Below are 13,079 nucleotides of genomic sequence, written 5' to 3'. Positions count from 1 at the left end.
CACCGTTACATGACGGAGATCCGAGGTCAAGTGGAGGACGGGAATATCTGCCCGATCTTCGTTAGGGTGTGCGCATGGCGGAACCGATCTTTGCGGGTGATGAGCGGCGGATCTCCGACCGTGATGTCGTCCAGTCGTTGATGCGCGGGCTGGCCGTCGTGCGGGCCTTCGACGGCACCCATCCCGGGCTCTCGCTGGACGAGGCGGCCGAGCGCACCGGCTTCAGCCGGTCGGCAACCCGGCGGCTGCTGCGCACCCTCATGACCGCAGGACTGGCGGTGTACGACGGCCGTCACTACCGCCTCACGTCGCGGCTGCTCGACCTCGGCTACGCCAGCCAGTCACGCCTCTCGCTCGCCGAGGTGGCGCTGCCGCATTGCCAGGAGCTCTCTCACCGGCTGGGACGGACGGTGTCTCTCGCGCGGCTCGACGGCGACAGCATCGTCTACCTGCTGAGGGTCGGCGCGCCGCGCCTGGTTGCCGTCTCGATCCACGTTGGCAGCAGACTGCCGGCATCACTTCCGGCTATAGGCCGTGTCATCCTGGCCGGACTCCCCGATGAGGAACTGGCCGGCTTCCTAGCCTCCGACAGCTTCCGGGAGCAGTCGGAACGCATCGGGCTGTCCGCCGATGACCTGCGCAAGGAGCTGGTCGACATCCGCGCCCGCGGCTGGTGCCACGTCTCGGAGGTTCTCGAGGCGGGGCTCAGTGCTGTCGCGACGCCGATCCGTGACCGCACCGGTCGGGTGGTCGCCGGGCTCAACGTCTCGACGCGCACCGGAGGTCAAGCGCCGGTGCTCGATCTTCTCGACACCGTGCCCGATCTGGTGCGTACAGCGGTGCGTATCGGCGACGACCTCCACCAGTCCCACCAGGCCTGAGACGCACGTTCCGGACGGGGGAGGTGGTCGGTTCCTTGTGTGCGGCGTTAGAAGATGGGGCCATGGACACCGGAAACAGCACAGGAATCCGCGTCGCGTCCGTCGACGACATCCCGGAGGGTGAGGGGATCGCCATCTCCTCCGACATCACCGGCACCGAGGACGACATCGCCATCCTGCGCGACGACAACGGCACCTGCTGGGCCCTCAACGACACCTGCACCCACGAGACCGCCTCGCTGGCCGAGGGCTGGGTCGAGGACGGCGATGTCGAGTGCCCCCTGCACTCCTCGCGGTTCAACCTCAAGACCGGCAAGGTCGACGGCCTCCCGGCCACCCGGGACACCGTCGCGCACCGTGTCGAGGTGCGCGACGGTGAGGTGTACCTGTTCCCCGGCGAGAGGCCGTGACGGTCTCGTCGGTCCTCGTCGTAGGTGGCGGGATCGCCGGCGTCTCCACGGTCGCGGAACTGCGAAAGCAGGGGTACGCCGGTGAGCTGACGCTCCTCACCGTCGACCCGTTCCCGTACGACCGTCCGCCCCTGTCCAAGGAGTACCTGGCGGGGGCGAAGGAGCTCGACTCGATCGCGCTGCAGGCTCCGGAGTGGTACGCCGAGCAGCGGATCGACCTCGTCACGGATGCGCTGGTGGTGGATCTGGATCCGGCTGCCGGGACGGTGGCGCTGTCGGACGGCCGGCAGCTCTCCGGCGACAAGATCATCCTGGCGACGGGCGGACACTCGCGGTGGCCGGATTTCGAACGCGTCGTTCGGGAGCTGCTCGACCGCCCGCCGGCCGACGAAGGAATCCCGCGCTCGACCACTGGGATCCACATGCTGCGAAGTGCCGAGGACGCCGATGCGCTGCGGCACGTGCTGCTCTCGCGCGCCCGGCTGCTGGTGGCCGGCGCCGGCCTGATCGGGGCCGAGGTCGCCTCGACCGCTCGAAAGCTGGGCTGCGAGGTCGTGCTCGTGGATCCCGCCGACCCGCCGATCGCGGTAGCGGTCGGCACCCGGGTCGCTGCGTGGCTGCACTCCCTGCACGCGGTCCACGGTGTGGAGACGGTGACCGCCACGGTCGAGAAGCTCGAGTCGACGAGGGCCGGAGTCGTGGCACACATCGCAGGCGAGACGGATCCACGTACGTTCGATGCTGTCCTGCTCGCTGTGGGCATGGTGCCGGACACCGCCCTGGCGAAAGCGGCTGGCTTGGAGGTCGACAACGGCGTCCTCGTCGACGACCGTCAGGTCACCTCGCACCCGAACGTCCTCGCCGTCGGTGACTGCGCCCGGCGCCGCGGCCACCGCCGCGCGGAACATTGGGAGGCCGCGCTGCACGACGGTCAACGGGCGGCGGCGACGATCCTCGGTGTCGACGCCGGCGCGGAGACGGCCCCGTGGTTCTGGACCGACCGCTACGACCTGCATGTCGAGGTCGTCGGTGAGATGCCCGAGCCGGATGCGGAGCACGAGGACGTCGTACGCGGCACCCTCGGCGAGCCGCCCTTCGCGGTGTTCACCCTCCGCGGCGAGCGCGTCATCGGCGCGGTCGCGGTCGACGACCCCAACGCCGTACGCGCGGCGCGCCGGATGATCGACCGAGGCGTCGACGTACGCGCCTCCGACCTCGCTGATCCCGAGACCGACCTCCGAAAGCTGCTGCGGGGATCCAGATAGCGAGCGCAGGGCGCGCCAAATTCCCGCCATGGCGGGAAAATGGCGACTGCTCCGCGACAACACGCCCGCAAATTCCCGCCATGGCGGGAAAATGCGCCGCGCCGCGCGCAAAAGCGAAGAACGGCGCCCCGCGAGCAGTTCGCGGGACGCCGTCCTCAGGGAAAGATCTCAGACGGTCAGCTGAGCCGGCTTGGACTGGTTGGCGACGCGGTTCTCGGAGTCGATGAACCAGGCGAGCTGCTCGACGCGGGTGATGATCGCGTGCAGCAGGTCGGCGGTGGTCGGGTCCTCGGAGTCGATGTCGTCGTGGATGTCACGAGCGGTCTTCGAGGTGGCGTAGAGCGCGGCGGCGGCGAGGTCGGCGGCCGTCGCGGTGTCGACCTCGGTCGCCGGGAGCGGCGCGAGGGTGGTGTCCTCGGCGACGGTGCCGGTGCGGCCGTCGGGGAGGATGTAGAGCGCACGCATGCGCTCGGCGACCTCGTCGGTGAAGTCGCGGGCGGCGTCGACGACCTCGTCGAGGACGAGGTGCATGTCGCGGAAGTTCTTGCCCACGACGTTCCAGTGGAGCTGCTTGCCCTGCAGGCTGAGCTCGGTCAGATCGACGAGCAGACGCTGCATCTGGGTCGCGAACGCCGGGCTCGGGATGAACGCGGGGTGCGAGGTGTGGGTGGCGCTGCTGGTGTCGGTCTTCGTGGCCATGTTCGGTGGATCCCCCAGGTTGAAGTGTTGGCTTTCGTGGTGACACCCACTGTGCCACCTTTTCTTGAACCATTCCAGAAAGGTTAGTCTTCCCTAAGTCATCGCCGTGGCTCTCGGTACGCCGTAGAGTCGGCTCGTGCCGCCAGCCGGAGACGATCCAGTCCCTCTCGTCGCGCGGGTTCGCCGCCCGGAGGTCTTCGAGACCAGTCGGCTGAACGCGGACGCGCAGGTCGAGGCCTGGGAACGCCACAACGCCAGCGCCCTGGTCGCGCTCTCCTGCCGGCCGATCGACGGCCACGGGTTCGACGCGCAGGAGGTCAACCTGCAGCTCGACGAGATCCATCTTGCCCGGGTACGGGCCACTCGCCACGTCGTCGAGCGGCCGGCCAGTCTCGTCAAGGAGATCCCCGCCCGGTCGATCGCCGTCTACGCCAGCCTGCGCGGCGAGGCGATCCTGGAGTACGCCGGCCGCCGCAAGGTCATCCGGCCCGGACAGCTGATCGTGTGCGACGTCGACGCGCCCTTCCTGCGGGGCTTCGGGCACGGGCTCGAGGAGCTCGCGATCAAGGTCCCGGTGGACGCCTTCGCGGCCCGCACCGGGATGGCATCGATGCCGTCGCCGCTCGTCCTCGACGCCGGCCGCGACCAGGACCCGCACGGCCGAGCCCTCGTCCAGATGGTCGGCCGCGCCCTGCGGCCGCACGACCCGGTGCCGGCCGACGAGGGCGCCGTGCTCGACCTGATCTCGGTGATCGCCACCGCCGGGAAGGTCTCGCTGGCCACGGCCCACCGGGCGGCGGCGAAGGCGTTCATCGAGGACCATCTCGCCGACCCCGGCCTCTCCGCCACCACCGTCGCTGCGGGCGCCGGCATCTCGGAGCGCCATCTCTCCCGGCTCTTCGCCGACGCCGGCACCAGCGTCCCCCGCCACATCCTCGGCCGCCGCCTCGAGCTCGCCTACGCGATGCTCGCCACCGGCTCGGACCCGGCCATCCGCACCGTCGACGTCGCCGAGAAGTGCGGCTTCACCTCGGCCTCGTACTTCTCCCACGCCTTCCGCAAGCGCTTCGGCGTCGCCGCCGGAGACGTACGCCGCGCCGCCCGCGCCTGACCCAGCCCGAGGCGTCACCCCCGTCGGCCGAGGCGTCAGGCGCGTCGGCCGAGTGGTCATCGGCCCCGCCAATTCGGCCGACGGGAGTGACTTCTCGGCCGACGTACCCGACTTCTCGGCGCGAAAGGGTGACAAGTCCACCAAAGTCCGATAGGTCTTCCATGCGATTTTCCGCCAACCGGACCCTGCTTCCCACCTGTAGGGGCGGTGGCGGACGACACTCTCGAACACCCCACACTCTCTAAGGAGACGTACGTGCGCAACGGACTCACCACCGGACGCGGCCTGAGCTTGGCCGCCGCCGGTGTCGCAGCGATGGCGCTGACCTTGACGGCCTGCGGGTCGGGCGGCATCGATGACGAAGGCGGTGGCGGGGAGGACACGCTCACCATCGGGTTCGTCTCGACCGAGACGGGCTCCTCGGCGCCGTTCGGCGAGGCGAACAGCTTCGTCGTCGACGAGCTGGAGACCTACTTCAAGGACCACCCGGTCAAGGCCGGCGACAAGGAGCTCGACGTCGAGATCGTGGTGCGCGACGCGCAGAGCGACACGACGAAGGCCGGGGCGGTGGCCGGCGACCTGATCAACAAGGACGGCGCCGACATCATCGTCGCCTCCTCGACGCCCGACATCGTCAACCCGGTCTCGGAGCAGTGCGAGGCCAACTCGATCCCGTGCATCACCACGGTCGCCCCGTGGCAGCCGTTCGCGATCCGCAGCGGCGACAAGCCGGCCGAGCTGAAGTACAGCTACCACTTCTTCTGGGGTCTCGAGGACGTCTCGACGGTCTACGCCGACATCTGGGGCAAGGTTCCGAACAACAAGAAGGCCGGCGGCCTGTTCCCGAAGGACCCCGACGGCGAGGCCTGGGGCGCCAACTTCCCGGCGCTGACCGAGGCGTCGGGCGTCAAGATCGACAACCCGGGCAACTACCCCAACGGCACCAAGGACTTCTCCGCCCAGATCAGCGCCTACAAGGGTCACGACGTCCTGGTCGGCGTCCCGATCCCGCCGGACTTCACCACGTTCTGGCAGCAGGCGAAGCAGCAGGGCTACAACCCGAAGGTCGCGACCATCGGCAAGGCGCTCCTCTTCCCGAGCAGCGTCGAGGCGCTGGGCCCGATCGCCCACAACCTCTCCACCGAGGTGTGGTGGACCCCGACCGCTCCCTACGAGTCCTCGCTGACCGGCCAGTCGGCGCAGGAGCTGGCGGACGCGTACGAGGAGAAGACCGGCAAGCAGTGGACCCAGCCGCTGGGCTTCGCGCACGCGCTCTTCGAGGTCGCGACCGCGGCGGTGACCGAGGCCGGCTCGACCGACGCCGACGCGATCACCAAGGCGCTGGCCGGGCTCGAGGTCTCCACGGTCGTCGGTGACGTCGCCTGGGGCAAGGACGCGAACGTCCCGCCGTACGTCGCCAAGACCTCCCTCGCGGGCGGTCAGTGGCGCCAGGTCGAGGGCGGGGAGCACCCGTTCGAGCTGGTCGTCGTGCAGAACTCGCTGGCTCCCGACGTACCTCTCGGGGGCGAGCCCGAGGCGCTCAAGTGACCTTGCTTCACGTTGACGACCTGGCCAAGTCCTTTGGCCAGGTCGTCACGGCCCGCTCGGTCTCCTTCCATGTCGCCGCCGGCGAGGCGCTCGGCATCGTCGGACCGAACGGCGCCGGCAAGTCCACGCTGCTCAACCTGGTGACCGGCACGCTCCCGGCCGACGCCGGCACCATCCGCTTCGACGGCACCGACGTCACCCGGATGCCGGCGGCCCGCCGTACGGCCCTCGGGATCGGGCGTACGTTCCAGGTCCCCCGCCCCTTCGAGGGGCTCACCGTCTTCGAGAACGTGCTGGTCGGTTCCACCTTCGGTGCGGGCACGCGCCGGAAGGAGGCCAACGCGCTGGCCTGGGAGGCGCTGGAGACTGCCGACCTGACGCACCTGGTCAACACCCCCGCCGGCTCGCTACGGCTGCTCGACCGCAAGCGGCTCGAGCTCGCCCGCGCGCTGGCCACCCAGCCGCGGCTGCTGCTCCTCGACGAGATCGCCGGCGGCCTCACCGAGCACGAGCTGCCGGCGCTGATCGAGACCATCTCGGCGATCCGCGACAGCGGCACCGGCGTCGTCTGGATCGAGCACATCGTGCATGCGTTGCTGCAGGTCGTGGACCGGTTGATGTGCCTGGCCCAGGGCGACGTCGTCGCCACCGGCGACCCGCGCGAGGTGATGGCCTCGGACGCGGTCGCCGCCGTCTATCTCGGCTCCCCCGACCTGGAAGGCGAGACCCCATGAGCACGCTGCTCGAGGTCGACGCGATCGACGTCGCCTACGGCGACTTCCGCGCCCTGCACGGCATCACGGTCCGGGTCGCCGAGGGCGAGACGCTGGCCGTGATCGGCGCCAACGGCGCCGGCAAGTCGACGCTGCTGAAGACGATCTCCGGTCTGCTCCGCCCGAGCGCCGGCCAGATCCGCTTCAACGGCCACAACGTCTCCCACACCCCCGCCCATCGGCGGGTCCGCGAGGGCATCGCGCTCACGCCCGAAGGACGCCGGATCTTCGCCTCGCTCACCGTCGAGGAGAACCTCAAGGTCGGCGCGCACGGACGCCGGCCCGGACCCTGGAACCTCCAGACCGTCTACGACGCGTTCCCGCTGCTCGCGGAGAAGAGAACGCGCCGCGGAGCGCACCTGTCCGGCGGCGAGCAGCAGGCCACCGCCATCGGCCGGGCGCTGATGTCCAACCCGAAGCTGCTCCTGCTCGACGAGGTCTCGCTCGGCCTCGCCCCGGTCGTGATCGCCGACATCTACAAGGCGCTCCCCACGATCGCCGCGAAGGGGACGACCGTGCTCGTGGTCGAGCAGGACCTCACCCAGGCGCTCACCGTCGCCGACCGGGTGCAGTGCCTCCTCGAGGGCCGAACCGTCCTCGAGGGCGCGGCTGCCGACGTCACCCGAGAGCAGGTCCAGGCGGCGTACTTCGGGATCGACGAGCAGGAGGTCGGCTGATGGACTGGATCAACGCGGTCCTCCAGGGAGTCCTGCTCGGCGGGCAGTACGCACTCCTCGCCTGCGGTCTGAGCCTCATCTTCGGCGTGATGCGCATCGTCAACCTCGCCCACGGCGTCCTCGCCGTCGCCTCGGCCTACCTCGCCTACTGGCTCGTCCAGCAGACCGGGATGCCGGCGTTCCTCACCATCGTCATCGTGATCCCCGTGCTCGCCGCGGTCGGCTACGCGATCCAGCGCGGTCTGTTCAACTCGGCGCTGCGCCACGGCGAGCTGTCGCCGCTGCTGGTCTCGTTCGGCCTGGCCGTCATCGGCGCCAACCTGCTCCAGGAGATCTTCACCGCCGACTCCCGCAAGATCTCGATCGGCACCCTGTCGACCGCGTCCGTCGAGCTCGGCGGCCTGCGACTCGGCGTCTTCTCGCTGATCACGCTCGTGGTGGCGGTCGGCGTCATCGTCGGCCTGCAGCTCTACCTCTCCCACACCCGCATCGGCCGCGCGATGCGCGCGACCAAGGACGACCCCGAGGCGGCCACGCTCATGGGGATCGACGAGAGGCACATGTACGCCCTGGCCACGGCGATCGCGATCGGCACCGTCGCCCTGGCTGGTGTCTTCCTCGGCATGTCGACCCAGTTCAGCCCGACGTACGGTGATCTGGTCCTCATCTTCGCCTTCGAGGCGGTCATCATCGGCGGCCTCGGCTCGCTGTGGGGCACCCTCCTCGGGGGCCTCGTCCTCGGCGTCGCGCAGACCGTCGGCGCCCAGATCGACCCGGCCTACGGCGTCCTCGCCGGTCACCTGGTCTTCCTGGTCGTACTCCTGTTCCGGCCCCAGGGCCTGCTCCCGAAGGCGGTCGTCGCATGAGCCCAACGACAACCCTCGCCGGCCAAGACCTCGCCAGCAAAGACCTGAAGGTCGTACGCGGCGGCTGGCCCTCGCTCGCAGGCGGCGGCGTCCTCGCCGCGATCGTGGTGTTCCTGGCGGCGGCGCCGTGGTTCGTCTTCAGCCCGGGCGACGTGACCAACCTGGTCACGCTCTTCGCGCTGATCATCCTCGGCACGACCTGGAATCTGATGGCCGGCTACGGCGGGCTCGTCTCGATCGGGCAGCAGGCCTACATCGGTGCCGGCGGCTACGGCGTCATCAAGCTCGCCGACGTCGTCGGGCTGCCGATACCGGTGGCCGTCGTGGCTGCCGGCGTGGTCTGCGCCGCCCTGGCGATCCCCACCTCGTTCCTGCTGTTCCGGCTGGTCGGAGGCTATTTCGCGATCGGCACCTGGGTCGTGGCCGAGGTCTTCAAGCTGGTCACCCAGGAGCTTCCGGGCTTCGGCGGCGGCTCCGGCCTCTCGCTCACCGCCTTCCAGGGCGTCGACCGGGTGACCCGGATCGCGACCGTCTACTACCTGGCGCTCGCGCTGGCCGTGCTCGTCGTGCTCGCGACGTACGTCCTGATGCGCTCGCGCGTCGGCCTCGGCCTGACCGCGATCCGTGACGACTCGGTGGCGGCGGCCTCGCTCGGGGTGGCGGTGCGGCGCTCGCAGCGTCTCGTCTACGTCGCCGCCTCCGGTGGCGCCGGCCTGGCGGGGGCGCTGATCGCGGTCAACGGGCTGCGGGTCTCGCCGGACTCGATGTTCTCGGTCCAGTACACCGCCTTCATGATCTTCATCGTGGTCATCGGCGGGCTGGGGACGATCGAGGGCCCGATCCTGGGTGCGGTGATCTTCTTCGCCCTCCAGCAGCTCCTGGACTCCTACGGCACCTGGTATCTCGTCGCGCTCGGCGCGGTCGCGATCGCGGTCGTGCTGCTGGCGCCGCGCGGGTTGTGGGGCCTGGCGGCGCGGGGTCGCTACGAGGTCTTCCCTGTCGGTCACACGGTTTATCCACAGGGTTCTCCACAAGGGGCCCAGTCTGTGGATTTCGACTGATTTTGGACCAGCTGGTTCTGGTGAAGAGATAGGCTCGGGCCATGGCGTTCACCACCAAGGGCCAGGCCACGCGCCAGCGGATGCTCGAGGGCGCGGCGGCCTACCTCCGTAGCACCGATCCCGGGGCTGCGACGTTGGACGACATCCGTGCCGCCACACAGACGAGCAAGAGCCAGATCTTCCACTACTTCCCGGGTGGCAAGGAGGAGCTGTTCCTCGAGGTCGCCCGCCTCGAGGCTGCTCGGGTGATCGAAGATCAGCAGCCGCACATCAGCGAGCTCGACTCCTGGGCCGCCTGGGACCGCTGGCGCCGGGCGGTCATGGCGCGCTACCAGGCACAGGGTGCCCACTGTCCGCTGGCGTCGCTGATGAATCAGGTGGGCAGTGTTCCAGGAGCCGCAGAAGTCTCGACGACGCTGATCGGCCAGTGGCAGGACTATCTTCGGCGCGGCATCGAGACCATGCAGGCGAATGGTTCCGTGAGCGCCGAGATCAATGCGCAGCGAACGGCGGCAGCGATGATCGCCGGCATCCAGGGTGGTGTCTCGGTGCTTCAGGTGACGGGCCGAACCGACCATCTCGAAGCGATCCTGGCGCTTCTGATCAGCCACCTGCGCGATTCCGGACAGGCTGCGGCCTAGGACCGCGACGTCGGCCGCACCCGCTGCCCACCCCGACCCGCAGCGGCCAAGGCTGCGCGGATCGGGGTGGCCGGCCGACAGGTCAGCCGAGGATCCTGCGGAAGGTCTCCTGCAGGTCAGAGGCGAAGGCCTCCGGGTTCTCGTAGTGGACGAAGTGGCCACCCTTCAGGTGGGCGTTGACGTTGACCACGTTGAACAGGCCGCGTGTCGGGCCGTTCTCGAAGTGGGCGATGCGGTCCTCGACGGTGTCGATGGCGGGCGGGTACGCGTCGCCGAGCAGGAACGTGAAGCCGGCCGGCGCCTCGACGACGGGCTGGCGGTCGTGGGAGGGCACGAACCGGTAGCGCTCCGCGTTGCGGTACATCCGGATGGAGGTGCCGATGGACTGCGTCACCCAGAAGATGGTCGCCTGCGTGAGGATGAAGTCACGCGAGAACGCCTCCTCGAAGTCGCCACGCTTGTCGCTCCAGGACTTCCAGCGCTTCAGCAGCCAGGCGAGCATGCCGATGGGTGAGTCGTTGAGACCATGGGTCAGCGTCGAGCCGTCCAGCATGTGCGCTGCGACGTGCGAGGCGTAGGTGTCGACGAAGTGCTTCCAGCCGGAGCGCCACTCCTCCAAGGCGTCGTCGGGGGTCTTGGCTCCGTCGGTCAGGTCCCAGAACCGCTCGTTCTCGAACATCCCCGGCGGGAGGTCATGGCCGAAGTGCAGGCCGATGATGCTGTCGGCGTACTTGTGGCCCAGTGCGCTCGCGACCAGGGCGCCGTAGTCGGAGCCGGCCACTGCGTACTTCTCGTGGCCCAGTACGTCGGTCACGAGCTCGTGCATGATGTCGGCGATCTTCCAGTAGTTGAGATCGCCCCTGCTGACGGGCGTCGAGAAGCCGAAGCCGGGGAGGTCGGGGATGATCACGTCGAACGACAACGCGGGGTCGCCGCCGTGGGCGCCCGGATCGGTCAACGGCTCGATGAGCTTGTAGTTGAACTCGCCGGGCCACGGCCAGCCGTGAAGGACGATCAGCGGGATCGGGTTCTCGCCCTTGCCGCGTACGTGGACGAAGTGCACGGGCGCACCGTCGATCTCGACCTGGTGCTGGTTGTAGGTGTTGAGCCGCTCCTCCTGAGCGCGCCAGTCGAAGCCTTCAGCCCAGTACTCGACCAGGGGCTTGAGGTAGGCGGTGCTGATGCCGTAGTACTGCTCCTCGTTGTCGAGGTCCTCGAAGTAGCGGGTCTTCTTCAGACGGTCCCGGAGGTCGTCCAGGGCGTCCTGTGCGACGTCGATCTTGTAGGGGGCCAGCTCGGTGCCCCTGCTCGTCTCGTTCATGGTGTGCTGCTTTCTTGTGAAGTGATGAATCGGAGTCGGCAAGTCAGTCGGAGAAGTCCAGGCGGACGCGGGTCTGCGTCAGTTCGGCGATCCGCCAGGAACCGTCGGTCCTGACGAACCGGGCGTGGTAGTGGCCGAACCCGTGCATGTGTCGGAAGGGAATCGCTTCGGACACCTCGGCGTCCTCGGGCCGCGTCACGATGTCCTCCATCGCGAAGACGCCGCGCGCGCTGACCGCCGAGTCAACGTCGATCTCGTCGGAGAACAGGTGATGGATCAGCGTGACGCCGGCGCCGCCGCTCGCGCCGACCGTCGCGCTGATCTCAGCGCGACCGTTCATGCGCATCCAGACCGATCCGTCCGGCCTGTGCGGGGTGAACGTTCCGTCCTCGGTGAACAGGTTCGCCAGATCGTTCCAGCGTTGGTTGTCCGCGTAACGGACGTAGCGAGCCATCAGGCGGCGTACGTCCTCGGTGATCGTGAGGCGCTCGAGGGTTTGCATGGGCCTTCCATCTCTCTGTGGACCACTTGGTCCAAACAGGATGACTCCGCAAAATTGGACTCACAAGTCCAGAATCCGAGTCAAGCGTCCACGATGGCGTACTGGCCGGTAACATTCCTGGAGTGACTGAGACGAGCGAGGGAGCGACCGGACGAGGCGCGACGACGTCCTCTCCCACGGCCATCCCCGAGATCCATGCGATCGAGCGTGCCGAGGGCACCAGCTTCACGCTGACCGTGGTTCGTGCGGCGGACCCCGAGGCGCCGACGGTTCTGGTCGTCCCCGCGATGGGCATGCCGGCCGGCTACTACGACAAGCTGATCGTGGCCTTCGCGGAGGCGGGGATCAACGTCGGCCGGATGGAGCAGCGTGGCCACGAAGAGCTCGGCGGACGGGTCGCCGGCTGGTCCTACGACTTCGGCTACGCCGACCTTGTCGACGACATCGCCGCCGCCGACGACCGCCTCGGCGAGCTGATCCCGGCCTCGGCCGGTGCGGCGTACGTCCTCGGGCACAGCCTCGGCGGCCAGGCCGCCAGCGCCTACGCCGCGCTACACCCCGACCGGGTCGCCGGCCTGGTCTACGTCGCCTCCCAGACGCCCTACTGGCGCAACTACGGCCCGGGTTTCCTGGTCGCGAGCCAGGTGATGGGCCTCGTCGGCCGCGTCGTCGGCCACTTCCCGGGCAAGCAGCTCAAGTTCGCCGGGCGCGAGGCCCGCACCCTGATGAAGGAATGGGCCAGGTACGCCCGCACCGGCCGGCTCCGCTTCGGCAGTCCGGCCCGCGACGTCACCGTGGAGATGCGAGCGTTGAAGAAGCCCGCGCTGATCGTCTCCATCGAGGGCGACTGGCTGGCCCCGAGCGCGACTGTCGATGAGATCCAGCGCCGGATGCCCGGGCTCGACGTCGCGAGGGTCCACCTCGACGAGCCCGGCATCGACCACTTCAAGTGGGCGCGTAGGCCGGACTCGACGATCACGGCGGTCCTCGACTGGCTCTCGCGCTAGTCGCGCGTCTCGGGGTCGAGTCCCACGTGCCCCGCCGCTCAGCGGACGAGGCTCGGGTGGTCGATCAGGTACCTCGCCCTCTGCACCTTCAACATCGTGACGATCTGGTCGATGTCCATGGACGCGATGCTGGATCCAACGCTTTCGGCGCAACGCGTGGTCGGGTCGGGGATTGGGTCGGCAGGGTGCGCGCCGGCGGTCGTGGGCGCAACTGCGGACATGATGGTAAGTGCGCCCGCGACGGCGGCGGTAGCGGCGAGATTCGTCACGGCGCGGCGGGTGTTGCTGGTGTTCATGGCGTTCCCTTGGGTCGTGGG

Annotated in this window: 15 protein-coding genes; 11 read left to right on the top strand and 4 right to left on the bottom strand. The window is 69.0% G+C overall.

Annotated elements, in window-relative coordinates; genetic code table 11:
* The first annotated feature begins 74 nt into the window (after window positions 1-74).
* From ABZU72_RS10480 to ABZU72_RS10470, 3 genes are all read left to right on the top strand, one after another.
* The gene (locus tag ABZU72_RS10480; RefSeq protein ID WP_355018800.1) at window positions 75-881 is read left to right on the top strand and encodes an IclR family transcriptional regulator C-terminal domain-containing protein; all 807 of its coding nucleotides are present in this window, start codon (window positions 75-77) and stop codon (window positions 879-881) included.
* 62 nt (window positions 882-943) lie between these two features.
* Complete coding sequence (locus tag ABZU72_RS10475) at window positions 944-1,291, top strand: non-heme iron oxygenase ferredoxin subunit (RefSeq protein ID WP_355018799.1); 348 nt, start codon at window positions 944-946, stop codon at window positions 1,289-1,291.
* Window positions 1,288-2,556 (top strand): FAD-dependent oxidoreductase, encoded by a 1,269-nt coding sequence (locus ABZU72_RS10470; protein ID WP_355018798.1) that lies wholly within the window; start codon window positions 1,288-1,290, stop codon window positions 2,554-2,556. Before ABZU72_RS10475 ends, ABZU72_RS10470 begins: the two co-directional genes overlap by 4 nt.
* 168 nt (window positions 2,557-2,724) lie before the next feature.
* On the opposite strand, the gene ABZU72_RS10465 is transcribed toward ABZU72_RS10470, so the two are convergent.
* Window positions 2,725-3,255, bottom strand: a complete 531-nt coding sequence (locus ABZU72_RS10465) for a DNA starvation/stationary phase protection protein (protein ID WP_355018797.1) — start codon at window positions 3,253-3,255, stop codon at window positions 2,725-2,727.
* A 136-nt stretch (window positions 3,256-3,391) separates the two neighbouring features.
* Here ABZU72_RS10465 and ABZU72_RS10460 point away from each other — a divergent pair, with 136 nt between their 5' ends.
* The 7 genes from ABZU72_RS10460 to ABZU72_RS10430 all read left to right on the top strand — a co-directional run bounded on the left by ABZU72_RS10460 (window position 3,392) and on the right by ABZU72_RS10430 (window position 9,932).
* Entirely contained in the window at window positions 3,392-4,366 is a 975-nt protein-coding gene (locus ABZU72_RS10460) for an AraC family transcriptional regulator (RefSeq protein WP_355018796.1), read from the top strand.
* Window positions 4,367-4,621: 255 nt separating this feature from the next.
* On the top strand, window positions 4,622-5,914 hold the full coding sequence (locus ABZU72_RS10455) for an ABC transporter substrate-binding protein (protein WP_355018795.1): 1,293 nt from the start codon (window positions 4,622-4,624) through the stop codon (window positions 5,912-5,914).
* Window positions 5,911-6,648 carry an ABC transporter ATP-binding protein gene (locus tag ABZU72_RS10450; protein ID WP_355018794.1) on the top strand — a complete coding sequence of 246 codons (738 nt, stop codon included), beginning with the start codon at window positions 5,911-5,913 and terminating at the stop codon, window positions 6,646-6,648. Before ABZU72_RS10455 ends, ABZU72_RS10450 begins: the two co-directional genes overlap by 4 nt.
* Complete coding sequence (locus tag ABZU72_RS10445) at window positions 6,645-7,364, top strand: ABC transporter ATP-binding protein (protein WP_355018793.1); 720 nt, start codon at window positions 6,645-6,647, stop codon at window positions 7,362-7,364. Before ABZU72_RS10450 ends, ABZU72_RS10445 begins: the two co-directional genes overlap by 4 nt.
* Window positions 7,364-8,230: a branched-chain amino acid ABC transporter permease gene (locus ABZU72_RS10440; RefSeq protein ID WP_355018792.1), complete on the top strand. Its 867-nt coding sequence runs from the start codon at window positions 7,364-7,366 to the stop codon at window positions 8,228-8,230. Before ABZU72_RS10445 ends, ABZU72_RS10440 begins: the two co-directional genes overlap by 1 nt.
* Window positions 8,227-9,291, top strand: coding sequence for a branched-chain amino acid ABC transporter permease (locus ABZU72_RS10435; RefSeq protein ID WP_355018791.1), 1,065 nt, complete (start codon window positions 8,227-8,229; stop codon window positions 9,289-9,291). The genes ABZU72_RS10440 and ABZU72_RS10435 overlap by 4 nt, the downstream gene beginning before the upstream one ends.
* A gap of 41 nt (window positions 9,292-9,332) precedes the next feature.
* Window positions 9,333-9,932: a TetR family transcriptional regulator gene (locus ABZU72_RS10430; protein ID WP_355018790.1), complete on the top strand. Its 600-nt coding sequence runs from the start codon at window positions 9,333-9,335 to the stop codon at window positions 9,930-9,932.
* Between the two features lie 82 nt (window positions 9,933-10,014).
* Here ABZU72_RS10430 and ABZU72_RS10425 read toward each other — a convergent pair whose 3' ends face one another.
* Together ABZU72_RS10425 and ABZU72_RS10420 are read right to left on the bottom strand one after the other, a co-directional pair.
* Window positions 10,015-11,253: an epoxide hydrolase gene (locus ABZU72_RS10425; RefSeq protein ID WP_355018789.1), complete on the bottom strand. Its 1,239-nt coding sequence runs from the start codon at window positions 11,251-11,253 to the stop codon at window positions 10,015-10,017.
* A gap of 43 nt (window positions 11,254-11,296) precedes the next feature.
* Window positions 11,297-11,755, bottom strand: coding sequence for a nuclear transport factor 2 family protein (locus tag ABZU72_RS10420; protein ID WP_355018788.1), 459 nt, complete (start codon window positions 11,753-11,755; stop codon window positions 11,297-11,299).
* Between the two features lie 122 nt (window positions 11,756-11,877).
* Here ABZU72_RS10420 and ABZU72_RS10415 point away from each other — a divergent pair, with 122 nt between their 5' ends.
* On the top strand, window positions 11,878-12,762 hold the full coding sequence (locus tag ABZU72_RS10415) for an alpha/beta fold hydrolase (RefSeq protein WP_355018787.1): 885 nt from the start codon (window positions 11,878-11,880) through the stop codon (window positions 12,760-12,762).
* A 38-nt stretch (window positions 12,763-12,800) separates the two neighbouring features.
* On the opposite strand, the gene ABZU72_RS10410 is transcribed toward ABZU72_RS10415, so the two are convergent.
* On the bottom strand, window positions 12,801-13,058 hold the full coding sequence (locus ABZU72_RS10410) for a hypothetical protein (protein ID WP_355018786.1): 258 nt from the start codon (window positions 13,056-13,058) through the stop codon (window positions 12,801-12,803).
* Between the last annotated feature and the right edge of the window lie 21 nt (window positions 13,059-13,079).

The organism is Nocardioides sp. NPDC004968 (assembly GCF_040608935.1).
Taxonomy (GTDB): domain Bacteria; phylum Actinomycetota; class Actinomycetes; order Propionibacteriales; family Nocardioidaceae; genus Nocardioides.
Note: the sequence above shows the minus strand (reverse complement) of the source record. Positions and strands in the feature narration are given on the sequence as shown.